Source organism: Pseudonocardia sp. MH-G8, from assembly GCF_002262885.1.
Lineage (GTDB): Bacteria > Actinomycetota > Actinomycetes > Mycobacteriales > Pseudonocardiaceae > Pseudonocardia.
Genome location: NZ_NKYF01000028.1, coordinates 37,781 through 59,229, shown reverse-complemented (window position 1 = coordinate 59,229; position 21,449 = coordinate 37,781). Strand labels below are relative to the sequence as shown.

Annotated in this window: 22 protein-coding genes; 13 read left to right on the top strand and 9 right to left on the bottom strand. The window is 73.7% G+C overall.

The window, feature by feature from the left end:
* The first annotated feature begins 33 nt into the window (after positions 1-33).
* Both CFP66_RS38165 and CFP66_RS38160 read left to right on the top strand, forming a co-directional pair.
* Positions 34-780, top strand: a complete 747-nt coding sequence (locus CFP66_RS38165) for a ThuA domain-containing protein (RefSeq protein ID WP_233160049.1) — start codon at positions 34-36, stop codon at positions 778-780.
* Entirely contained in the window at positions 777-1,877 is a 1,101-nt protein-coding gene (locus CFP66_RS38160) for a Gfo/Idh/MocA family protein (protein ID WP_094930235.1), read from the top strand. The genes CFP66_RS38165 and CFP66_RS38160 overlap by 4 nt, the downstream gene beginning before the upstream one ends.
* A gap of 86 nt (positions 1,878-1,963) precedes the next feature.
* Here the strand turns inward: CFP66_RS38160 and CFP66_RS38155 are convergent, their stop codons facing one another.
* Positions 1,964-3,160, bottom strand: a complete 1,197-nt coding sequence (locus CFP66_RS38155) for an amidohydrolase family protein (RefSeq protein WP_094930303.1) — start codon at positions 3,158-3,160, stop codon at positions 1,964-1,966.
* A gap of 273 nt (positions 3,161-3,433) precedes the next feature.
* On the opposite strand from CFP66_RS38155, the gene CFP66_RS38150 reads away from it, so the two are divergent.
* The 7 genes from CFP66_RS38150 to CFP66_RS38120 all read left to right on the top strand — a co-directional run bounded on the left by CFP66_RS38150 (position 3,434) and on the right by CFP66_RS38120 (position 8,588).
* Positions 3,434-3,934 carry a 2'-5' RNA ligase family protein gene (locus tag CFP66_RS38150; protein WP_094930234.1) on the top strand — a complete coding sequence of 167 codons (501 nt, stop codon included), beginning with the start codon at positions 3,434-3,436 and terminating at the stop codon, positions 3,932-3,934.
* 92 nt (positions 3,935-4,026) lie between these two features.
* Positions 4,027-4,656, top strand: a complete 630-nt coding sequence (locus CFP66_RS38145) for a hypothetical protein (RefSeq protein ID WP_094930233.1) — start codon at positions 4,027-4,029, stop codon at positions 4,654-4,656.
* Positions 4,653-4,970 carry a hypothetical protein gene (locus CFP66_RS48270; protein ID WP_094930232.1) on the top strand — a complete coding sequence of 106 codons (318 nt, stop codon included), beginning with the start codon at positions 4,653-4,655 and terminating at the stop codon, positions 4,968-4,970. The genes CFP66_RS38145 and CFP66_RS48270 overlap by 4 nt, the downstream gene beginning before the upstream one ends.
* Positions 4,971-4,987: 17 nt before the next feature.
* Entirely contained in the window at positions 4,988-5,797 is an 810-nt protein-coding gene (locus CFP66_RS48265) for a hypothetical protein (RefSeq protein ID WP_094930231.1), read from the top strand.
* Positions 5,798-6,144: 347 nt separating this feature from the next.
* Positions 6,145-7,119 carry a PQQ-binding-like beta-propeller repeat protein gene (locus CFP66_RS48260; RefSeq protein WP_158228378.1) on the top strand — a complete coding sequence of 325 codons (975 nt, stop codon included), beginning with the start codon at positions 6,145-6,147 and terminating at the stop codon, positions 7,117-7,119.
* A gap of 52 nt (positions 7,120-7,171) precedes the next feature.
* Positions 7,172-7,615, top strand: coding sequence for an SRPBCC family protein (locus tag CFP66_RS38125; RefSeq protein ID WP_094930229.1), 444 nt, complete (start codon positions 7,172-7,174; stop codon positions 7,613-7,615).
* A 7-nt stretch (positions 7,616-7,622) separates the two neighbouring features.
* Positions 7,623-8,588 carry a carbohydrate kinase gene (locus CFP66_RS38120; protein WP_094930228.1) on the top strand — a complete coding sequence of 322 codons (966 nt, stop codon included), beginning with the start codon at positions 7,623-7,625 and terminating at the stop codon, positions 8,586-8,588.
* A gap of 85 nt (positions 8,589-8,673) precedes the next feature.
* On the opposite strand, the gene CFP66_RS38115 is transcribed toward CFP66_RS38120, so the two are convergent.
* Positions 8,674-9,546, bottom strand: coding sequence for an AraC family transcriptional regulator (locus CFP66_RS38115; RefSeq protein ID WP_198961946.1), 873 nt, complete (start codon positions 9,544-9,546; stop codon positions 8,674-8,676).
* Between the two features lie 104 nt (positions 9,547-9,650).
* Here CFP66_RS38115 and CFP66_RS38110 point away from each other — a divergent pair, with 104 nt between their 5' ends.
* From CFP66_RS38110 to CFP66_RS38095, 4 genes are read left to right on the top strand one after another with little or no spacing between them, the layout of a single operon-like run.
* Positions 9,651-10,436: a phytanoyl-CoA dioxygenase family protein gene (locus CFP66_RS38110; protein WP_094930301.1), complete on the top strand. Its 786-nt coding sequence runs from the start codon at positions 9,651-9,653 to the stop codon at positions 10,434-10,436.
* Positions 10,437-10,445: 9 nt separating this feature from the next.
* A complete protein-coding gene (locus CFP66_RS38105) occupies positions 10,446-11,690 on the top strand; it encodes an ABC transporter substrate-binding protein (protein ID WP_094930227.1) in 1,245 nt (414 codons plus the stop codon).
* Positions 11,691-11,701: 11 nt separating this feature from the next.
* On the top strand, positions 11,702-12,652 hold the full coding sequence (locus CFP66_RS38100; RefSeq protein ID WP_143517514.1) for a carbohydrate ABC transporter permease: 951 nt from the start codon (positions 11,702-11,704) through the stop codon (positions 12,650-12,652).
* Entirely contained in the window at positions 12,649-13,476 is an 828-nt protein-coding gene (locus CFP66_RS38095; RefSeq protein ID WP_094930225.1) for a carbohydrate ABC transporter permease, read from the top strand. The genes CFP66_RS38100 and CFP66_RS38095 overlap by 4 nt, the downstream gene beginning before the upstream one ends.
* Here CFP66_RS38095 and CFP66_RS38090 read toward each other — a convergent pair.
* From CFP66_RS38090 to CFP66_RS38060, 7 genes are all read right to left on the bottom strand, one after another.
* Positions 13,466-14,311, bottom strand: coding sequence for a glycoside hydrolase family 16 protein (locus CFP66_RS38090; protein ID WP_233160056.1), 846 nt, complete (start codon positions 14,309-14,311; stop codon positions 13,466-13,468). The two genes, CFP66_RS38095 and CFP66_RS38090, sit on opposite strands and share 11 nt — an antisense overlap.
* Before the next feature lie 56 nt (positions 14,312-14,367).
* Positions 14,368-15,393, bottom strand: a complete 1,026-nt coding sequence (locus tag CFP66_RS38085; RefSeq protein ID WP_094930223.1) for a PHP domain-containing protein — start codon at positions 15,391-15,393, stop codon at positions 14,368-14,370.
* 233 nt (positions 15,394-15,626) lie between these two features.
* Positions 15,627-17,168 carry a CHAD domain-containing protein gene (locus CFP66_RS38080; protein WP_094930222.1) on the bottom strand — a complete coding sequence of 514 codons (1,542 nt, stop codon included), beginning with the start codon at positions 17,166-17,168 and terminating at the stop codon, positions 15,627-15,629.
* A 50-nt stretch (positions 17,169-17,218) separates the two neighbouring features.
* Complete coding sequence (locus tag CFP66_RS38075) at positions 17,219-18,646, bottom strand: AMP-binding protein (RefSeq protein ID WP_094930221.1); 1,428 nt, start codon at positions 18,644-18,646, stop codon at positions 17,219-17,221.
* Positions 18,643-20,025: an FAD-binding oxidoreductase gene (locus tag CFP66_RS38070; protein ID WP_094930220.1), complete on the bottom strand. Its 1,383-nt coding sequence runs from the start codon at positions 20,023-20,025 to the stop codon at positions 18,643-18,645. The genes CFP66_RS38075 and CFP66_RS38070 overlap by 4 nt, the downstream gene beginning before the upstream one ends.
* A gap of 46 nt (positions 20,026-20,071) precedes the next feature.
* Positions 20,072-21,013: an NAD(P)/FAD-dependent oxidoreductase gene (locus tag CFP66_RS38065; RefSeq protein ID WP_143517513.1), complete on the bottom strand. Its 942-nt coding sequence runs from the start codon at positions 21,011-21,013 to the stop codon at positions 20,072-20,074.
* 67 nt (positions 21,014-21,080) lie between these two features.
* Entirely contained in the window at positions 21,081-21,449 is a 369-nt protein-coding gene (locus tag CFP66_RS38060) for a VOC family protein (RefSeq protein WP_094930299.1), read from the bottom strand.

The window sequence follows — 21,449 nt, the reverse complement described above, 5'->3', positions numbered from 1 at the left end:
GAGAGAAGGGCATCACCTGTGACTCCCGTTCGCGTGACCGTCTGGGGCGAGAACCGCCACGAGCAGCGCGAGGAACACGTCCGCAAGATCTATCCCGACGGCATGCACGAGACGATCGCCGCGGGCATCCGGGAGAACCTGGGTGACGCCGTCGTCCGCACCGCCACCCTCGACGACCCCGAGCACGGCCTCACCGAGGAGGTGCTGCGCGAGACCGACGTGCTCACCTGGTGGGGCCACGCCGCGCACGGCGAGGTGGCCGACGAGGTGGTGGAGCGGGTGCACCACCACGTGCTGGCGGGCATGGGCCTCATCGTCCTGCACTCCGGGCACTGGTCGAAGATCTTCACCAAGCTCATGGGCACCAGCTGCACGCTGCGCTGGCGCAGCGAGCACGACCGCGAGCTGATCTGGACCGTGAACCCGACCCACCCGATCGCCGCGGGCGTGCCGCACCCGCTGGAGATCGAGGAGGACGAGATGTACGGGGAGTTCTTCGACATCCCCGCGCCCGACGAGCTGATCTTCCTCAGCACGTTCTCCGGCGGCGAGGTCTTCCGCAGCGGCTGCACGTTCCGCCGCGGGCACGGGAAGGTCTTCTACTTCCGTCCCGGCGACCAGGACTACCCGACCTACCACCACAAGGACGTGCGCCGGGTGATCGCCAACGGCGTGCAGTGGGCGCGCACCGACCGTCCGGAGCGCGCGTACCCGGAACTGCTGCGCTACGAGACCGGCGAGTTCTTCAAGGGCGCGGGCTACGGGGGGCCCACTCGATGACCCTCGCCGACCCGTTGCGGGTGGTGCTCGCCGGCGCCGGGAACATGGGCCGGGCCTGGCGCGCGACGATCGAGGCGGCACCGGACGTCGAACTGGCCGGGATCGCCGACATCGATCGCGCCGCGGCGGAGGCGGCCGCCGCCGAGCTCGGCCGTCCCGTGGAGGTGGGCACCGACGCGGTGGCCCTGGCCGCCGCGACCGGTGCCCGGGCGGTGGTGGACGTGACCGTGCCCGCGGCCCACCACCCCGTCACCACGGCCGCGCTCTTCGCGGGTCTCGACGTGCTGGGTGAGAAGCCCGTGGCCGAGACCGTCGCGCAGGCGCTCTCCCTGGCCGCGGCGTCGGAGGTGACCGGGCGGCTGTTCATGGTGAGCCAGTCGCGGCGCTGGAACCCGCAGCTGTTCGCACTGCGCGCCATGGCCGAGGACCTCGGCGCGCTCGGCTCGCTGACCACGGAGTTCTTCCGCGCTCCGCGGTTCGGCGGGTTCCGGGAGGAGATGGCCCACCCCCTGCTGGTGGACATGGCGATCCACGCGTTCGACTCGGCGCGGTTCGTGCTGGGCACCGAGCCGGTGTCGGCGTACTGCGAGACGCACAACCCGTCGTGGAGCTGGTACGCGGGCGACGCCGCCGCCACGGTCGTCTTCGCGTTCGAGGGCGGCGCCCGCTACACCTACACCGGGAGCTGGTGCAGTCCCGGCGAGCAGACGTCGTGGAACGGGGTGTGGCGCCTGTCCGCCGAGAAGGGGTCGGCGCACTGGGACGGCGACCACGACCCGGCGATCGACGCCGATGTCGAGCTCACCCCGCGCCCGCCGGGCCTGTTCTCCGGCATCGAGGGATCGCTGCTGGTGTTCACCGACGCGCTGCGCACCGGCGTGCCGCCGATGGGCGAGGTGCACGAGAACGTGCTCAGCCTGGCGATGGTCGAGGCGGCGGTGCGGTCGGCGGAGACGGGGCAGCGGGTGCTGCTCGACGACGTGCTGGCCGAGGCGCGCGCAGAGGCCCTGCGCACGGAGAGCAACCCGGACGTGCGGGACGCGCTGGCGAGCTGGCCGAACGTGCGAGAGGTCCTGACAGCAGCCACGCGCCCCTAGCCCCCTCCCCTCCCCCATCCCGCACCTTGGAGCCTTACTGCTGTTCAGGGCGCTGCAGAACAGCAGTAAGGGGCTCCAAGGTGGGGTCAGGGGGTGAGCAGTCTTCCGTTCTGGATCACCTTTCGGCCTTGCCCCTGCGTCCAGACCAGGTCGGGATCCTGAAGGGGATCGCCGTCCAGGACCAGCAGGTCGCCTGCGCAGCCGGGCGCGACGCGGCCGAGGTCCGGGCGGCCGAGCAGGTCGGCGTTCACCGACGTCGCCGCGCGCAGGGCGGGCAGCACGCCCTCCACCTCGGTCTGCAGACGCAGGCCCTCGAGCTGCTCGTCCTCGAGGGCGCCCATGAGGTCGGTGCCGAACCCGATGCGCACGCCCGCGGCTCGGGCCAGCCGCACCGCCTCACGGCCGGCGTCGAGCACCTCGCGGTTCTTGCCCTGGCCGGTGGCCGAGAGCCCCACCTCGGTGCCGCGGCGGTCCATCGCGTCGTAGGTGGCGAGCGTGGGCACGAGGAACGCGCCCCGCTCGGCCATGAGCTCGGCCGTGGGCCGGTCCACCAGGTTGCCGTGCTCGACCGAGCGCACCCCGTTCTCGACGGCGTGCCGGATCGCCTCCGGCGAGTACGCGTGCGCGGCCACGTAGCTGCCCCGCCGGGTGGCCTCCTCGGTGACGGCGCGGATCTCCTCCGCGGAGTACTGCGGCACACGGATCGGGTCCGTCGGCGAGACGACCCCGCCCGACGCCATGATCTTGATCGCGTGCGCCCCGCGGCGGAACCGGTCGCGCACGGCCAGCCGCAGCGCGTCGACCCCGTCGACCACCTCGTTCATGTGCGCGTGGCAGCCGCACAGGTCCGTCTCCGCCGGCCGCGGGTCGCCGTGCCCGCCGGTCTGGCTCAGCGCCGCGCCCGTGTAGAGGTAGCGCGGCGACGGCAGCAGCCCTTCGTCGATGGCCGCGGCGAGCCCCGGGTCGCCGCCCGCGACGTCGCGCACGGTGGTGAACCCGCGCTCCAGCGCCGCCGCGAGGCGGCGCGCGCCGGCGAGCGCCACGTAGGTCGGCGGGCGCGACTCGATGCCGACCATGTCGAGGCCGATCCCGTAGGCGTGGAAGTGCGCGTCGATCAGCCCGGGCACCACGGTGCCCCCGTGCGCGTCGAGCACTTCGCCTGCGGGAGCGGCCGCGTCCCCGACGGCGGTGATCCGCCCGTCGACGACGTGGACGGGCCCGTCGCGCAGCTCCCCCGCCTCCCCGTCGAACACCCGGCAGTTGACGATCGACATCGACCCCATGAACCGCATGGTGCCACGGGCGAAGATCCGCGTTGTCGGTTGCTCATCGCTGTCCGCGCAACCATGGACAACCGAAACTCGAGATCATGGTCGCCCGCACCGCAACACAACCGCGCTGGAACCCCGACTCGCGCGTAGGGGGCCCCGACTCGCGGAGCCTGCGTTACCCCCTCCCACTCCGCGAGTCGCGGCCTCGGTGCATGTGTGTCGCGCCCTCCCAACCGCGCGAGTCGGGGTCTGGGTGCGCGGGTGTCGCGGGCCTAGCGTGGTGTTGTGCGGTTGTCCGTGGCGCTCCACCTGCCCGCCGACGTGGTCGCGGTGCTCGGGGCGTTGCCGCGCGAGCCCGTGGCCGGCGTGAGCTGGTCGGTGCCGCAGCAGTGGCTGGTGAAGCTGCGCCCGCTGGGCCACGTGCCCGGCGACGTGGTCGAACCGCTGGTGGCGGCCCTGTCCGACGAGCTCGACGGCGTCCCGCTCGTCCGGTGCGCGCTCGGCCCGGCCACCCGGCGGCTCGGCGGCCAGTGGCTCGGCGCCCCGGTGTCCGGGCTGGACGACCTCGCCGCCGTCGTGTTCGACGCGACGGTCGGGTTGGTGCCGGTCACGCATCCCCAGCCGTTCCGGGCCGATGTGGTGCTGGCCAGGGGTCGGGTGCCGGCCTCGCTCGCGGGCAGGCCGGTCGCCGCGAGCTGGACGGCCCGCGAGGTCGCGCTGGTGGCCGACCGGTCCTCGCCCCACGGCCCCTGCCTGGAGGACATCGCCACCTTCCCGCTCTCGTGATCGCACAGCTCCTGACGATCAGCCGCCGATCCGCGTGGTGACTTCTCCGAAACGACCACGGGCGAGTGCCCGCTCCTCGTACCGTCCTGCACATGGACGAACACGGACCGCTCACCGGCGCGCAGAGTGCGCAGGCGGCGCTCCCGGCGCTGCCGCCGGACGGCCGGTACAGCGGCGAGGACGGCTCGGGCCACGTGCGTGTCGAGATCGACAGCGCTGCCCGGCACGTCGTGGTCGCGCTGTGGGGCGGGTGGCGCGGCGCGCTCGCCGGGAACAAGCTCGCCGCGGCCGTCCTGCAGGCCGTCTTCGGGGCCACGACCGCCCGCCTGACGGCATGGGCCGCCGGGCCCGTCGCCCAGGTGCCGCCACCGACGCGGGCAGGTCGGGCCGCGGTCTCCTCGACGTCGCAGGCGTGGCAGGAGCTGCGCGAGTTCCGGCAGCGGCTCAGTACCCTGCTCGCCGCCACCGGAAGCGTCAGCAGCCCCGGCCGGAAGGTGGTCGTCACGGTCGCCGACGGGGGGCTCGTCGGCGTGGAGATCGACCCGGCGTGGCAGCGCATCGCCACCTCGCGGGATCTCGAACACCACGTCGCTCACGCGTTGCGCGGCGCGTTCGCCCTGATCGCGGGGCTGCCTGAACGGGCCCTCGACGGCTACCCGGCACTGCGCGCCCTGCTGTCCGACACGCCACTCACGCCCGGCTCGGAGGAGGAAACGCGATGACGACACCGACGCCGGACGAGATCGAGGTCGCTCTCAAGGACCTCGAGGCCGATGCCACCACGTGGACGAACGCCGCCGCGGATCTGCGGGTCGCGGCCGCGGCCGCCGAGAGGCAGCGGCTCGATCCCGCCGTGTTCTCTTTCGCCGGGCCCGCCGCGGCCGCCGAGTACGAGGCCCTACGCGCCAAGCTGGCCAGCCGGATCAGTCAGGGCGTGGCCGGCTTCGCCGCCATCGCCGCTGCGTTGCGCGCGAGCGCCGCTGCCTACGCCGCGGACGAAGCCGCCGGCGTCCACCGCATGCAGAACATCTACTGAGCGATCCGGGCCCAGTCATGACCGCTTCCGACGCACCCGAGAACGACCTCCTCACTCTGGTCCCCGCCATCCACTCCGGGATCGAGGACGCCGCCGAGCTCGTGCACTGGCTCGTCAGGGGGGTCGACACCGTGCTCCGCGAGCTGCCTCCCGAGCTGGTCGGTGGCGTGCGCCAAGGCGTGGCCGATCTCCAACGCCAGTTCGACGACATGATCGGTCGGCTCCGGCACGCGCTCGAACAGGCCGGGGACCCCGCAGCCCTACGTGCCGCCGGTACCGCCTGGGCCAACACCATCGGCGGAACCGCGAGCAACCTCGTCGGGCTCGCGATCGAGGGCTCGACCCGGGCCGACGACAGTTGGAAGGGGCTGGCTGCCGACGCCTACCGCGGCGCCCTGTGGCCGCAACGACTCGCGCTCACCGCAGTCAAGACCACCGGCGACGCGATCGACGCGGCACTCAACGAACTCGCCAGAGCCATCGTCGAGTTCTGGAGGGATGTCGAGATCGCCCTCATCCTCCTGGTCCTCGGCCTCGCCTCGGCGGTGGCGGCCGCCGTCTCGACCGCGGCCGGGGGCCCGCTCACCTTTCCCATCGCTGTCGTGGCCGCGGCCGCAGCTCTCAACGCATTCGGCATCGCCCTGACCAACTCCATGACCATGTTCAGCGACCTCGCCAACGAGAACAGCGTCCGCACGGCCGAGCTCCACCGCCGCCTCAACGACAACAGCGGCTTCGAGGGCGAGAACTGGCCGAACCCCACCGCGGAGCGCTACAGCGACGGCAGCCTCACCGACGGCGACGACACCGGGTGGCACCTCAAGTGATCGGTTCACCGCGTCGGCATCGGGGTGGCCGGCCCGTGCGCGATCGTGTTCGGCTGGCGGTACTCACGGGCGTGGCGTTCCTCGTGGCCGCGTGCGGGGGCGGCCCCGTGGAGAACACCATCGACGAGGCACCCTCGCTCGCGCCGCTCGTGCAGGAGCGAGCCCTGTGGGACGTTACGAGCGCCCCCGCGATCGGCACCGTCGGGGAGGCGTCCCTGATCGGCGACACAGCGGTGATCAGTGGGAATGAGAGGGACGGCTTTCGGCTCGCCGTCGTGGACGCGGCAACCGGGATGCCGCACTGGGGCATCGGCTACCTGGATCCCCTGCCCGGCGGAGGTGGAGCCGTGTACTTCCGCCCGGGGAACGCCGAGCCTGGCTTCCTCGTGGCAGGTCCGCCCGAAGATTTCCTGGTGCTCGTGCCCTATTACCGCGACGACTGTGAGCACCCGACCGGTTGGTGCCCGCGCGAGGACGGAGAGCCGTACCGCGCCGAAGAGGGCGTCGCAGCCCTGTCCGGGAAGGACGGTTCCGTGCGCTGGATGGGTCCCGTCGTCCCCTTCGGCGAGGCGGGGGACACCGCGATCGCACTTCGCGACGTCGGCGAGAACCTGCTGCTGGTCGAAACCAGGGACATGAACGCCACCCCCGGCAGCCTCCACACGGTTGCGCTCCGCCTGTCGGACGGGCAGGAACTCTGGCGGCACCCCGGGGTGGAAGGGCGCATCAGCACAGCAGGAACGGTCCTGGTGCGAAGGCCGACCGACCTCGCCGAGGCGGTGCTCCTGGGCCATCCGTTTGCCGATGGAACCGTCACCGGACTGGACGCGGCGTCCGGTCATCGTCGCTGGGACCTGCAGGAACGGTTCTCGAACTCGGACGCGGAACTGGTGGCGGGCGACCTCGTGGTGGTGCGCACGAGTCGGGACGGGGCCGAGAGCACGCGGGTCCTGGATGCGGCTTCCGGGCGCGAGGTGGCGCATCTGGGCAATCCGCTCACCTGCGGGAGCGACACCCGCTCGCTCATCGCCTGCGTCGACCCGTTGGACCACACGCTGTCCACCTTCCAGATCGACGACCGCGAGGTCCGCGTCTCGGGTCGCGAGGTCCGTCCGATCTCCATCAGTGGCGTGTGGCGTGGTCGGGTGTTCCTCAGCGATGCGTTCACCGTCGGCGACCCTGCACGACGTGCCGTGGTCGACCGATCCGGCAACGTTCTCGCCGATCGCCTACCCGGCCACCTCCTCGCCATCTCCGACCGCTACGCGATTTTCCGCACGACCGACGACGGGAACATCTCCGTCCATGCCGTGACACCGTGACGCGACGGGGGCCCTCTGTGAGGCCGGGGCCGCGTCACGGCAGGATTGCCCCATGGCACAGGTGACCGCGCGGACCGAGCGCACGATCGACGCCCCGGCAGCGCGGGTGCACGCGGCGCTCGCCGACTACGAGACGGTGCGCCCGACGATCCTCACCGAGCACTACCGCGACTACCGCGTGGAGTCCGGCGGCCAGGGCGCCGGCACGCGTGCGCACTGGCTGCTGCAGGCCACGCAGAAGCGGGTGCGCGACCAGCTCGTCGAGGTGAGCGTGCCCGGCCCGGACCGCATCGTCGAGCGGGACGCGAACTCGAGCATGGTCACGACCTGGACGGTGACGCCGGCGGGCGACGCGCGCAGTGTCGTCACGGTCGAGAGCGCCTGGAACGGCGCCGGCGGGATCGGCGGCTTCTTCGAGCGCACCTTCGCGCCGAAGGGCCTGCAACGCATCCACGACGGGGTGCTGGCCAAGCTCGCCGACGCCGTCCGCGGCTGAGACCGGCATGATCGAGAACGGGGTCGTCGCGGTCGCGGGCGAGGCGCTCATCGACATGGTCCCGGCGCCCGTCGGCGACGAGTACCTGGAGATCGTGCCCGGCGGGAGTTCGGCCAACGTCGCGGTCGCGCTCGCGCGCCTCGGCGTGGACACCCGGCTGCTCGCACGGATCGCCGACGACGTGCTCGGCCGGCGCATCCGCGCCCACCTCACGACCAACGGCGTGGGGCTCGACCACGCGGCGCGGGCGAGCGAGCAGACCTCGTTGGCGCTGGTCGCCCTCGGCCCGGACGGCGGCGCCACCTACGACTTCCGCATCAACGGCACGGCCGACTGGCAGTGGAGCACCGAGGAGCTGGCCGGTGCCCTCGACGGCCCGGTCGTCGCGCTGCACGCCGGCTCGCTGGCGCTCACCACCCCGCCCGGTGCCGCTGTGTTGCGCGAGTTGATGGTGCGCGCCGCCGCGGAGGTGACGGTCAGCTACGACCCGAACTGCCGCCCGCTGCTGATGGGCGAGCCCGCCGACGTGCTGGCCGGGGTGCACGAACTGCTCGCCGTCGCCGATGTCGTGAAGGTCAGCAACGAGGACCTCGAGTGGCTCCTGCCCGGCACGCGCCCGGAGGACGTGCTGGAGAACTGGCTCACCCGCGGGCCCGCCCTCGTCGCCGTGACGCTCGGCGGTGAAGGTGTGCTCGCCGGCACCGCGGGCGGAGTCCGGGCACGGCGGCCGGGGGTGCCGATCACGGTGGTCGACACCGTCGGTGCGGGCGACACCTTCTCCGCCGCCCTGCTCGCCGGCCTGCACCGCCGCGGCCTGCTGGGCGCGGCCGCCCGCCCGGACCTGCGCGCGCTCGACGCCGACACCCTCGACGCCCTGCTCGACGACGCCGCCCTCGCCGCCGCGATCACGTGCAGCCGCCGCGGCGCCGACCCGCCCACGGCCGACGACCTGCAGGCACGCCGCCCGGCCTAGCGCCACGCCCGCACACCGGCGCGGCCCGGCACACCTGCCCTGGCGTGTGCGGAGCCGGCACGGTGGGTGCGGCCGCTGCGCCGCCCTACGGAGCCGGTGCGGGCGGGCCGGGCACGAACGCCTGTCCGCTGCGGCGCCGGTACTCCTTGGGCGGCATGCCGTAGGCGCCGCGGAAGCAGCGGGTGAAGTAGGACTGGCTGGAGAAGCCACAGCGGTGGGCGATCCGGGTGACCGACTCCGAGGTCGTGCCGAGCAGCTCCGCGGCGCGTTGCAGCCGAAGATCCGTGACGAACGCCGTGGGCGTGGTGCCGTAGTGCTCGCGCATGCTGCGTGACAGGTGTGCGGCACTGACGGCGGCCAGCTCGGTGAGCCGCGGCACCCCCTCGCGCAGGTGTGTCTCCAGGTGCATGTCCGAGCGCGCGCGCACGAGCCACTCGGGTCCGGCCGCGCCCTCACCCGGGGTCCGGTCCCCGCCCAGAAGCTCCACCAGGTCCGTCCAGAACCGCAGGGCGTCGATCATCGAGGGCTCGTGGTGGAAACGGTTGAGCACGCGGCGGAACAGCTGTTGCGCACGTTCGGACGCCGCGCCGCCCAGCCGCCACAGTGCCGGCTCGGCGCCGGTGCTGTCCGGTAGCTCCACGATGCCGGTGAAGTGGTGCCACGCCTGCGCGGGGAACGCGACGTTGACGAACCGCATGCCGTGCGGGCCGGCCCCCTGCGGCTCGTGCCGGTCCTGCGGTCGCACGAGGACCACGTCGCCGGGCCGGAGCTCCTGGGCCCCGACGGGCAGCAGGTTGCGCCCGCTCCCCTCCACGACCGCCATGAACTCGTAGAAGTCGGCGTGCCCGTGCAAGGGGGACGCGCCGACCGCGGCGGGCTTGCGCACGAGCGCCGCGTGGTACGGGCAGCCGAACGCCTCCTCGGCGAATCGCAGCTCCCGGTCGAACAGAGGAGACACATCAACAGAATGCACGTCTGGGCAGTGACGTTGCTATCCCCGCCGCTCCCCTGGCCGTGACCATGGGGTGCCCGCGCACGCAGTGGACCGAGGAGGCCGGACCGATGAGCACGTCCAGCACGGCGCAGCACAGCATGCTGCACGACTACGAGCGCGATGGTTACGTGATCTTCCGCAACGTGCTCGACCCCGAGCTCATCAACGAGGTGAACGGGCACGTCGAGTGGCTGCAGCGCAAGCACCCCGAGGTGCGTCCCGAGCAGCTGGGCCACGAGTTCCTGCGCGATGACCCGTTCTGGGTGCGGTTGGTCTCCGACGACCGCCTGCTGGACATCGCGGAGATGTTCGTCGGCCCCGACATCGCGCTTTTCGCCTCGCACTACATCTCGAAGCCGCCCCACTCCGGGCAACCGGTGCTCTGGCACCAGGACGGCGCGTTCTGGCCCCTCGAACCGATGCGTGTGGTCACGCTGTGGCTGGCGGTGGACCACTCGACCCCCGAGAACGGGTGCGTGCGCGTGGTCCCCGGGAGCCACCGCCAGGACTTCAGCGCGATGCGCGACTCGACCGACGTCGAGAACGTGCTGGGCAAGGAGATCGCGGTCGACGTGGACGAGTCGCAGGCCGTGGACATGGTGCTGGCGCCGGGTGACGTCGAGGTGCACCACCCGAACATCGTGCACGGCAGCCAGGCGAACACGTCGCCGGACCGGCGGTGCGGGCTGACCATCCGCTACATCCCCACCTCCACGAGGATCACCGACGAGCAGCCCTACCCGAGCGCGTTCTGGCTGCGCGGCGACGCCGGCTCCGTCAACCGCTACCAGCCCCAGCCCGTCTACGTCCCCGGCACGCACTACGCCTTCCGCGACGCCGCCTCCTGGTCCTGAGGGGTCGGCGTGCGACGCACGATCGCGCTGCTCGCGTTGGCGGTGCTCGCCCTGGTGCCCGCGCTGGCGGGCTGCGGCGCGGGCTCCGCGGGCGACCCCCGCACGCTGCGGGTGTGGCTGCTGTCGGCGGACACCCCGGAGATCGGCGAGGGCTACGACGCGCTCGTCGCCGACTTCGAGCGGCAGCATCCGGGGATCCGCGTGGAGCTCTCGCGCGTGCCCTACCAGCAGTACCGGGACAAGCTCGTTCTCGCGGTCCAGGGCGGCACGGGGCCGGACGTCATGGCGCTGGACCAGATCTGGACGCCGGAGTTCGCCGCGGCCGGGCTGATCACCCCGCTCGGCGACCTGGTCCCGGCGTCGTGGCGGGACCGGTACTTCCCGGGTGCGTGGGACTCCAACCAGTGGGGCGGGCAGACCTGGGGTCTGCCGTTCAACGCCGACGTCTGGGAGCGGATGTTCTACAACGCGGACCTGTTCCGCGCCGCGGGGCTCGACCCCGACCGTCCACCTCGCACCTGGCCGGAGTGGCTCACGGCGGCCGAGCGGCTCTCGGCCCTGCCGGACACGTTCGGCATCGGGTTGATCGGCTGTCGTGACGAGGCCGTCTCCGTGTGGACCGACTCGTTGCTCTACTCCGCGGGTGGGCACATCCTCGACGGCGACCGCGCCGACTTCGACAACCCCGCCAACCGCTCGGCGTACGCGCTGTACGCGCAGCTGGCCCGGTTCGCGCCCAACGGCGTCGCCGGCGCGTGCGACGAGGACGCGGTCGCGCACTTCACGTCCGGGACCACCGGGATGGTGTTGACCGGCGGGTGGCAACAGTCCTCGATCGAGGAGGCCGCCCGGTTCGACTGGCGGGTGGCCACCCCGCCCGCACCTGCGGGCCGCACGTTCGTCGGTGCGCTCGGCGGGTGGAACCTCGTGGTCGGCGCGCACGCCCCGGACCCGCAGGTGGCGTTCGCGTTCGTCGAGCTGGCCAGCACGTCACGCGCACACCAGCTCCGGGTCAACGACTCCGTGCCCGCACTGCGGGAGGCGGGCGTGCAGTTCGTCCACGAGACGCGCGCCCGCCCCGAGGAGATGCTGCGCCTGCTGGAGGAGGGCCGCCCCCGGCCCGTCACCCCGGTCTACAACCGGATCTCGAGAGCGCAGCAGGACGCGGTACAGGCGATCCTCGACGGCACGCCGGTACCGGACGCTCTGCACGAGGCCGAGCAGGTCATGCAGCACGTGATCGAACGGCCGTGAAGGGACCGACGATGATCCCCACCACCACGTCCCCACGGGCGGCGCCGCGCGAACCCGCGCCCGCGCCGGCGCCCCGGCTCACCGCCGCGCGGCGGGAGACGCTGCTGCGACTGGCCTGCCTCGCCCCGCCGGTGCTGCTGCTCGGGTTGCTCGTGGGCTACCCGATCGTCGAGACGCTGTGGCTCAGCCTCACCCACAGCAGCCTGATCCACCCGGACCCCGTGTTCGTCGGGCTCGAGAACTTCGCCGCGGCCGCGGCGAGCCCGACCTTCCGCACCGTGCTGCTGAACACGCTGGTGTGGACCGTGCTCGTGGTGGCGCTGCAGTTCCTGCTGGGCATGGCGGCCGCGTCCCTGCTCAGCAAGCGGTTCCACGGACGCGCGGTCCTGCGCGTGTTGCTGGTGGCGCCCTGGGTGATGCCGGGGATCACGGCCGGCCTGCTGTGGAAGATGCTCGAGGACCCCTACCTCGGGCCGATCAACGCGGTGCTCGAGGGCCTCGGGCTCGTCAGCGGCGATCCGGCCTGGCTCGCCGAGGAGAGCACGGCGCTGCTCGGCGTGGTGCTCGCCGCGGCGTGGAAGGGGTTCCCGGTCTCGGCGCTGATGTACCTGGCGGCGTACCAGAACGTTCCCGACGAGCTGCGCGAGGCGGCTCGCACGGACGGCGCGGGGCCGTGGCGGGTGTTCTGGCACGTCACCCTGCCGTCCATGGCGCCGACGATCCGCACCACGGTGCTGCTCACCACGGTGTGGACCTTCAACACCTTCGACCTGATCTACGTGATGACCAAGGGCGGTCCCGGCGTGTCCAGCGAAGTGATGTCCAGCCTGATCTACCGGACGGCGTTCGTGGACGTCGACCACGGCGCCGCGGCGTCGTACGGCGTGGTGTCGGTGGCCGTGCTGGCCGTGTTCTCGGTGCTCTACCTGCGCCAGGTGCGTGGGGCAGGGGGTCTGCGGTGAGGCCGCGGTACGGGCGCGCGGTCGGGCTGCACCTCGCCGCGTTGGCACTGGCCGCGTTCCTCGTCGGGCCGTTCGCGTGGATGCTGCTGACCGCCCTGAAGTCCCGCGACGAGGTCTTCACGACCCCGCCGACCTGGTGGCCGCACGCCCCGTCGGGGGAGAACTTCGCGGCGGCGGCGAGCACCGACTTCCTGGCCTCGTTCGGCAACAGCGCGCTCGTCTGCGCCGGCACCACGGTGCTCTGCATGGCGCTCGCGCTGCTGGCCTGCTACCCGCTGAGCCGCTCGCGGTCCCGTGGACGCGGCGGGGTGCTCGGCGCGATCCTGGTCTCCCAGCTGCTGCCGCACGCCGTGCTGCTGGTGCCGATCTACCGCACCGCCCGCGAGCTCGGCATGCTCAACACCCGCTGGGGTCTGATGGTGGCGATGCTCGCGTTCACCCTCCCGGTGGGCATCTGGCTGCTGCACGGCTACCTCGGCGCGGTGCCGCACGCGGTGGAGGAGGCGGCCCGGATCGACGGGCTCAGCCAGTTCGCCGCCTTCTGGCGGGTGACCGTGCCGCTCGCGCTGCCCGGGGTGCTCGCCGTGACGGTCTACGTGTTCTTCTCCGCCTGGCAGGACTTCGTCTTCGCGATGGTCTTCCTCACCGATCCGGCGCTGGGCACCGCTCCCCTCGCCCTGCTGGGTCTCATGGGCCGGCACTCGGTCGACTGGGGCCTGCTGATGGCGGCATCCACGATGATGATGGTGCCGGTCGTGGCCCTGTTCGCCCTGGTACAGCGCTCCTTCGTCGGCGGCCTCACCGGCGGGGCGGTCAAGGGGTGAGCCGGCGGGGCGCCCGATCCGGGTAGTCCTCCGGCTGACCCGTCGCCGCGTCGCCGGGGGCGAGCGACAGCTCGGCGGGCTCGCTCTCCGGCAGCGCCCACTGCTTCGCCCAGTCCATGTGCATGGCGGTGGGGCCACCCGCGGGCGGGAAGTAGTCCAGCTGCATCGTCATGTTCATCGGCCGGGGAGGGAAGTGGTCGGTCTCCGTGGACGAGTACCACTCCTCGCCGTCGACGTAGGCCGTGATCTTCTCGGGCGTCCACTCGAGCGCGTAGGCCGACCACTGCGTGGAGTCGTGCTGCACGGATCCGTGGTCCTGGTCGTTGTCGGGCCCGTAGTGCAGGAAGAAGCTGGTCTCCTGCCGGTCGTCGGACATGATCTCCATCCAGTCGATCTCCCCACCCACCGGGAAGTCCTCGGCCACCGGCCAGAGCAGCAACAGTGCGTTCAGCCCGCCGGACGCCTCCTCCGAGCGCACGCAGGCCTCCCAGCGGCCGTAGCGCTGCCCGGGGTGCCAGCTCATGGCGCCGGTCGTGCCGTCCTCGGTGGCGCTGATCGTGACGACGCCGTCCGCCACTGAGATCGCCTCCGGCGTGCGGGTCCCCTCCTGGTCGTGGCCCGGTTCCGGGCCGTAGGGGTGCCAGTCACCGGGTAGGCCGTCGGTGAAGTCGGAGCGCCGCGCCGGGTCGCCCCAGCCGTACCGCTGCGCGGCCGTCGTGGCGCACTCCGACGGGTCGGCCGACGCGGGGCCGGGTGGCGCGGGCGGGGCCTGGTCCGCAGCGAGCACGGCGCACGCACCCGCCAGGCCGGCCAGGGCTCGGGGCAATTCGGACATCAGCACCACTGACACCTCCAGCCCCATTGGAACCGGGAAGGCGCCGCGGCGCGAGATCAGCCACGCGGACGGGTGAGGAGCCGTTCCACGGACCAGGTGTTGAGGATCCGCTCAGCGGGCACCGCGCACTCGGCAGCGCGTTCGCACCCGTTGCGCAGCCAGTCGAGCTGGCCGGGCGCGTGGGCGTCGGTGTCGATGGTGAACTCGCAGCCCGCCTCCGCGGCGAGGCGCAGCAGCCGCCGGGGCGGGTCGAGCCGCTCGGGACGGGAGTTGACCTCCACGGCGACGCCCCGCTCCGCGCACGCGGCGAACACCTCGGCGGCGTCGAACTGCGACTCCGGCCGCTTCCGGCTCCCGGTGACCATCCGACCCGTGCAGTGCCCGAGCACGTCGACATGCGGGTTGTCGATCGCCGCGAGCATCCGCTCCGTCATCTCCGCGCGCGGCATCCGCAGCTTCGAGTGCACCGACGCCACCACGACGTCCAGCTCCGCGAGCAGCGCCTCGTCCTGGTCGAGGGAGCCGTCCTCGTTGATGTCGACCTCGATGCCGGTGAGCACCCGGAAGCCCTCGCCCAGCTCGGCGTTCAGCTCGGCGATCGCCTCCAGCTGCGCGCGCAGCCGCTCGGCGGACAGTCCGTTGGCGACCGTGAGCCGCGGCGAATGGTCGGTGATCACCAGGTAGTCGTGCCCGAGCGCCTGCGCGGTCTCGACCATCTCGCGCAGCGGCGACCCGCCGTCGGAGGCGTCGGTGTGGGTGTGGCAGTCGCCGCGCAGGGCCTCGACCAGCGCCTCGGCGGCCTCGTCGAGCGGTGTGGGCTCGATCGCCTCCAGTCGCTGCAGGTAGGCGGGCGGCTCCCCAGACACCGACTCGACGACGCAGCGCGCCGTGACGTCCCCGACGCCCTTGAGCCGCACCAGCTCCCCGGTGCGCGCCAGCCGGGCGATCTCGTCGGGGTCCCGGCGGCGCAGGACGGCGGCCGCGGTGCGGAAAGCCCGCACCCGGTAGGTCGACTCGTGGGCCCGCTCCAGCAGGAAGGCGATCCGGCGCAGATCGGCCACGGCGTCCCGGGTCTCGGTCACGCCGGGATCGTCGCACGCTCCGCCGACACCCCGCCCCGCGCGGCGCACCGCACCCCAGGACGCGACACACGCGCCCCCAGACCGCGACTCGCGGGGAAATACACGCGACACACGCGCACCAAGACCCCGACTCGCGGGGTGTCAGTGCACCCCCTCCGCGAGTCGGGGCGTGGTGCCCGCGAGTCGCGGCGTGGTGCCCGCGAGTCGCGGCGTGATCCCCGCGGGTTGCGGGGTCAGCGCAGCCAGCGGCGGTTGCGGCGTTGCCAGGCCTGCGCCCACAGCTGCGGCAGGTCCTCCTCGATCCGGACGGCGCGGGCGGCGTCGCGGCCGTGCAGCACGCCGAAGGCGAAGCCGTTCGCGCCGTCGGCGTGGGCCAGGGCTCCGAGCTCGCGCAGGGCGTCGCGGGCGACGACGGTGTCCTGGTGCTCGCCGAGCGCCTTCTGGAAGCCCTTGAGGGACTTGGCGAACCGCTTGGCGTCGCCGCCGACAGCCGGGCGGGCCACCTCGGTGGCGTAGCGCAGCCGCTTGCCCGCCTTGCGGGCCGAGTGCACGGCGACGTCGCGCTCGTCGTCGGGCCGGTTCGGGTCGACGGCCGTCGTCACGGCGCGGTCCAGCCTCCGCGCGGCGCGGGCGACGTGCGCCGGCAGCTCCTTGCGGGCGGGACGCGCGGCGCGCTTGGTGAGGGGCGGGCGCTGCACGAGGTCGTCGAGGGCGGTGCGCAGCCGGGCGTAGGGCTCCGCGTCGAGGGTGGCCTGCACCGCGGCTGCGGCCTCCGCCTCCACGCGGGCGTAGTGCCGCGTCACCTGCGCCTGCACCGGTCCGAGCAGCAGCTCGGGATCCAGCTCGGCCAGCGAGGAGCGGACCCGCGCGTGCAGCACCTCGGCGTCGCGCGCCGGGGCGAGGGCGCGGCCCAGCTCGCGCAGGCCGTCCACCAGCGGGTCGGTGCGCTCGCGGTCCAGCAGCCGCCGGTAGGCCTGCAGCGCGCTGCGGACGCGGCGCGACGCCACCCGCAGCTGGTGCACCGCGTCCGGCTCGCCGCGGCGGACCCGCAGGTCCTCGGCGGCGATCCGCTCGACGTGCGCGGCGAGGTACTCGGTCAGCGCGGCTCCCGCGGACCCCCGCTTCCCGCCGCCGTGCGACGCACGCGACGACGGCTGCGGCGCGGGGCGCAGCAGCCGGTCCAGCTCGGCTTCTGCGGCGCTCGCCGCCGGCCGCAACCCCGCCTCGGCGAAGCGCTCCCGCAGCTCGTTGCCGAGCGCGTCATCGGCCACGTCGCACAGCTCCGCCTCGGTCCACGCCACCCCCGCGGTCGAGCTGCCCTGGGTCGCGATCGTCACGTGGTCGTGGACGACGATGCCGAGCGCGCGCTCGCCGTCGCCCTGCAGCCGCGTCACGGTGCGCACGCGGCGGATCCGCCCCACCGGGCGCAGGGGGTCCTTGCGCGCGACACCGCGAACGAGCTCGGCCAGCTCGCCGGGCACCGCGGGGTTGGGCGGGGCGTCGGGTGCGAGCGCCACTCGGAGCTGCTCGGCACTGTCGCCGTCGGGGAGCTCCAGGTGCCAGTACCCCTGCTCGTCGTCGCTCCGGTGCAGGTCGAGCGTGATTCCCCCCGCCGCCAATCGGTGGTCGGCGGTGTCGTAGCGCTCGACCTCGAGCACCCGCTGCGGTGCGGCGTCCTCGCGGACGACGCCGGGGAGTGCGGCGAGTCGGGGTGCGCCGGCCTCGGCGGCTCCGCGATGGATCGGTCCCTCGGTGCGGGTCGTCGTGTCGGTCATCCGATCGAGTGCCCGCAGCGGCCCGCCGTCATGCCTGGTTCACCAGCTGTTCATCCTCGGGGCAGCCGCGACTTCTGCACCTTCCCCATGTCGTTGCGCGGCAGCGAGTCGGTGAACCGCACCTCCCGCGGGCGCTTGTGCGGGGCGAGCAGCGTGGCGACGTGGTCGACGAGCTCCTTCTCCTGCGGCGCCTCCCCGGCCGCGACGACGTGCGCGACGATCCGCTCGCCCAGATCCGGATCCGGCACGCCGACGACGGCCGCCTCGGCCACCCGCGGGTGCTCCAGCAGCGCGTTCTCGATCTCGCCTGCGCCGATCTTGTAGCCGCCGGACTTGATCAGGTCGGTGGCGCTGCGCCCGACGAGCGCGAGCGCGCCGCTCGCGCTCCACTTGCCGATGTCGCCCGTGGCGAACCACCCGTCCGCGGTGTGCGCGGCGGCGGTGGCGTCGGGCCGGTTGAGGTAGCCGGTGAACAGGCCCGGCCCGCGCACCTCGACCGCACCCAGCCCTTCCCCGTCGTCGCCCGGCAGCGGGGTGAGCCGCACCTCGGTGTCGCGCAGGGGCCGCCCCACGGTCCCGGGCTCCGGGTCGTCGGATGCACGCTGCGCGGTGAGGATGAGCGACTCGGTGAGGCCGTAGCGCTCCCGGACGGCGAGGCCGGTGAGCCGGTGCAGGCGGGCGTGGTCGACGGCGGTGAGCGCGGCGGAGCCGGACACCAGCAGCCGCGCACGGCCGATCGCCGCGGCGGATTCCGCGTCGTCCTCCAGGGCGTCGGCCAGCCGGTGGTACTGCGTGGGCACCCCGAAGACCAGCGTCGGTGCGGCGGCCGCGAGCGCACGCGGGTCGAGCGCGCCGATGTGGTGCAGCCGCCCGCCGCGCCTCAGCGGGCCGACCACGCCGAGGATCAGCCCGTGCACGTGGAACAGCGGCAGCGCATGGACGAGCAGGTCGGCGTCGGTCCACTCCCACGCCTCGGCGAGCGCGTCGACGTTGGACGCCACGGCCGACCGCGTGAGCACGGCCCCCTTGGGCGGCCCGGTCGTGCCCGAGGTGTAGATCACGAAGGCGGTGGCGTCGGGGGCCGGCTCGGTGGCGGGCACCGTGCCCTCGGCGGCCAGGTCGACGTCGAGGCGCGGGAGCGCCGCGAGCGGGCCCGGCAGCGTGACCCCCGGGGCGGCGAGAACGGTGTCGGGCGCGGAGTCGCCGACGACGTGCCCCAACTCGCGCTCCCCCAGCTTCGGGTTGAGCGGCACCGCCGTGACGCCGGCCAGCAGCGCGGCGGTGACCCCGACGGCGGTGTGGATCGAGGGCGTGGCGAGCACAGCCACCCGCTGCCGTCCGGCCAGCTGAGCCGCGAGCGCACCCGCGGCGGAAGCGAGGCGCGCGTAGCTCAGCGCGGTGTCGTCCCCCTCGCGGGTGCGGAACCGCAGCGCGGTGCGGTCCGGGGGGTCGAGCAGCGCGGGCAACAACGGGGTCATCCAACAGCCTTTCCGGGGTTGAGGATCCCTTGCGGATCCAGGGCCTGCTTCACGGCGCGTTGCAGCGCGAGCACCTCGGGGCCGAGCTCGGCGCGCATGCCCGGCAGCTTGAGCAAGCCGACGCCGTGCTCGCCGCTCACCGTGCCGCCGAGGGCGAGCGCTGCCGCGACGATGTCGTCGAACGCGGCCTGCGCGCGCCGCTTCGCAGCCTCGTCGCCGTGCGGGGTGAGCAGCAACGGGTGCAGGTTGCCGTCGCCCGCGTGCGCGACGTTGGCGATCAGGACGTCGTGCCGCGCGGCGATCTCCTCGACGCGCGCGAGCATCTCGGCCAGCCGCCCGCGCGGCAGGCACACGTCCTCGGTGAGCATCGCGTCGCCGCGCTGCTCCAGGGCCGGGTAGGCGAGCCGGCGGGCGTCGAACAGCGCGTCGGCCTCCACCGGGTCGGTCGAGAAGACCGCGTCGCGCGCGCCGGCCGCTTCGAACTCCTCGAGGATCGCCGCGGCCTCCTGCTCGGCGGCGGGCTCGGGCAGGTCGGTCTGGGCCAGCAGCAGCACGGCCGCGTCCTCGGGCAGGCCCGCGTGCTTCCACGCGTTCACCGCGTGCAGGCAGACGCGGTCGACCAGCTCGAACGCGGAGGGCTGCAGGCCGCGCGCGGTGACCCGGGAGACCGCGTCGCCCGCGGCCGTCAGGGTGTCGAAGAAGCCGACGACCGTGCGCGGTGTCCCGGTGCGCAGCGGGCGCAGCCGCACGGTGATCTCGGTGATCACCCCGAGCGTGCCCTCCGAGCCGACCATGAGCCCGGCCAGGTCGTAGCCGGCCACGCCCTTCGCGGTGCGCCGTCCCACCCGCACGACCTCGCCGGCCGCGGTGACCACCTCGAGCGCGAGCACGTAGTCGCGGGTGACGCCGTACTTGACGCAGCACAGCCCACCCGCGTTGGTGGCGACGTTGCCGCCCAGCGTCGACCACGGCGAGCTGGCCGGGTCCGGCGGGTACCACAGGCCACGCTCCGCCGCGGCCGCGCGCAGGTCGTCGTTGACGACGCCCGGCTGCACGACCGCGAGCCGCTCGGCCTCGTCGATCTCGACGATCTCCCGCATCCGCTCGGTGCTCAGCACCACGCACCCGTCGACGGCGTTCGCCCCGCCGGACAGGCCGGTGCCCGCACCGCGCGGCACCAGCGGGCGGCCGTGGCGGGCGCACGCGCGGACGACGGCCGCCACCTCGTCGGTGCTGCGGGGCCGCACCACCACGGCCGCGCGCCCGTGCACCGCCCACTCGGCCTCGTCGTGCAGGTAGGGGGCGACCACGTCCGGATCCACCAGGACGCGGTCGGCGGGGAGCGCGGCCAGCAGGTCGGCGACTACGGCGTCGGGCACCGTACGACGCTAGCTGCCGCAGGGCCCCCTCCGCATCAAGCTGTGGTCAGACAGGCAGCCGGGTGGCCAGGGCCTGGCCGAGCAGGTGGCCCGAGCGCCACGCCGTCTCCACCCGCGGGCTGCCCCAGCCGTCGCCGGCGAGCGCGACGCCGTCCACTCCCAGGTGGAACGGCTCCTCGCGGCCCTCGGCGGGACTGGCGTGCGGCCAGTGGTGCGCGAGCGTCCACCGCGGCTCGGTGGAGACGCCGAGCAGGTCCCGGATCGCGGCGAGGACCGGCTCGACCGCGCCGTCCGGGTCGCCGGCGTGGGCGCGCGCGACGTCCGCCGTCGTGTGCGCGACGAGGACCGGCGCACCGTCGCCGCGGCGGGCGCCGTCGTCGGCGACGAGGGTGAGCACCGGGTGGTCGTTGACGAACGCGGCCGGCAGCTCCTCCCACTCGCGGACAGGCCACTCGGCGGCGACGGCGATCGCGGGCCGCCACTCGCGGCCGGCCAGCCGCGCGGCTGCGGGGTGGGCGGGGTCGAGCAGGGACAGCGCCTGCGGATCGGGCATGGCGAGCACTACGGCGTCGACCTGCTCGCCGTCGACCGTCGGGCCCGGGCCGACGCGGCGCACCTCCCGTCCGGTCTCGACGGCGACGCCCCCGGCGAGCTCCGCGACGAGGCCGCCCAGCCCCGCCGGCGCCGCCCAGCGCTGCGGGCCCGGGGCGCGGCCGCGGGAGCCGTCCCCCAGCACCGCGAGCTCGCTCGTCCACGGCCGGGCGAGACCGGCGGCCCGCCAGCGCTCGACGACCGCGGCGAAACCGGGATCGCGCACCGTGAAGTAGGCCGCTCCGAGGTCCACCGCCCGTCCCCCGACGACCGTGCCGCCCATCCGGCCGCCGACGTCGGCCGCGCGCTCCACGACCCGCACGGGCAGGCCTGCGGACGCCAACTCCGCGGCGCACGCCACGCCGGCCATCCCCGCCCCGACCACCACGACCGACACGGGCGGGACCGTACGCCCACCTGCCGGGGCCCGGCGCGGTTCCGCCGGAGGAGGCACGTGGTGCAGGTCAGGCCGACCGGAGGCAGAAGGGGTGTCCGGCCGGGCTGGCGTAGACCCGGCCCCCTCCCCGCGATTCAGGGGTGACGTCGTCAGTGGGCTGCAGCCGACGCGCACCTGCCTCGAGCGCCAACCTGTCCGCGGCCGCGAGGTCGTCCGTCGTCAGATCGACGTGCATCTGCTGCGAGATGCCCTCTGGCCACTTCGGGGGAACGTGCCCCGGAGCCCGCTGGATGACGAACACCGGGAACCCGTCGATCCGGAGGAAGTGGTGGGTTGCCGTCTTCGCGATCGAGCCGCCCAGCAGCCGGTGCCAGAACGCGCTCTCCGGATCCAGCTCGGCGACGTCGATGATCACTGCACCGAGGGTGATGTTCAT

Bases quoted from the DNA above. Each gene is read 5' to 3' on its own strand.
- CFP66_RS38125 (WP_094930229.1), top strand. From the start codon at position 7,172: ATGGCACAGGTGACCGCGCGGACCGAGCGCACGATCGACGCCCCGGCA.
- CFP66_RS48270 (WP_094930232.1), top strand. From the start codon at position 4,653: ATGACGACACCGACGCCGGACGAGATCGAGGTCGCTCTCAAGGACCTC.
- CFP66_RS38120 (WP_094930228.1), top strand. From the start codon at position 7,623: ATGATCGAGAACGGGGTCGTCGCGGTCGCGGGCGAGGCGCTCATCGAC.
- CFP66_RS38080 (WP_094930222.1), bottom strand. From the start codon at position 17,168: ATGACCGACACGACGACCCGCACCGAGGGACCGATCCATCGCGGAGCC.
- CFP66_RS38100 (WP_143517514.1), top strand. From the start codon at position 11,702: ATGATCCCCACCACCACGTCCCCACGGGCGGCGCCGCGCGAACCCGCG.
- CFP66_RS48265 (WP_094930231.1), top strand. From the start codon at position 4,988: ATGACCGCTTCCGACGCACCCGAGAACGACCTCCTCACTCTGGTCCCC.
- CFP66_RS38075 (WP_094930221.1), bottom strand. From the start codon at position 18,646: ATGACCCCGTTGTTGCCCGCGCTGCTCGACCCCCCGGACCGCACCGCG.
- CFP66_RS38145 (WP_094930233.1), top strand. From the start codon at position 4,027: ATGGACGAACACGGACCGCTCACCGGCGCGCAGAGTGCGCAGGCGGCG.
- CFP66_RS38155 (WP_094930303.1), bottom strand. From the start codon at position 3,160: ATGGGGTCGATGTCGATCGTCAACTGCCGGGTGTTCGACGGGGAGGCG.
- CFP66_RS38090 (WP_233160056.1), bottom strand. From the start codon at position 14,311: ATGTCCGAATTGCCCCGAGCCCTGGCCGGCCTGGCGGGTGCGTGCGCC.
- CFP66_RS38110 (WP_094930301.1), top strand. From the start codon at position 9,651: ATGAGCACGTCCAGCACGGCGCAGCACAGCATGCTGCACGACTACGAG.
- CFP66_RS38060 (WP_094930299.1), bottom strand. From the start codon at position 21,449: ATGAACATCACCCTCGGTGCAGTGATCATCGACGTCGCCGAGCTGGAT.
- CFP66_RS38160 (WP_094930235.1), top strand. From the start codon at position 777: ATGACCCTCGCCGACCCGTTGCGGGTGGTGCTCGCCGGCGCCGGGAAC.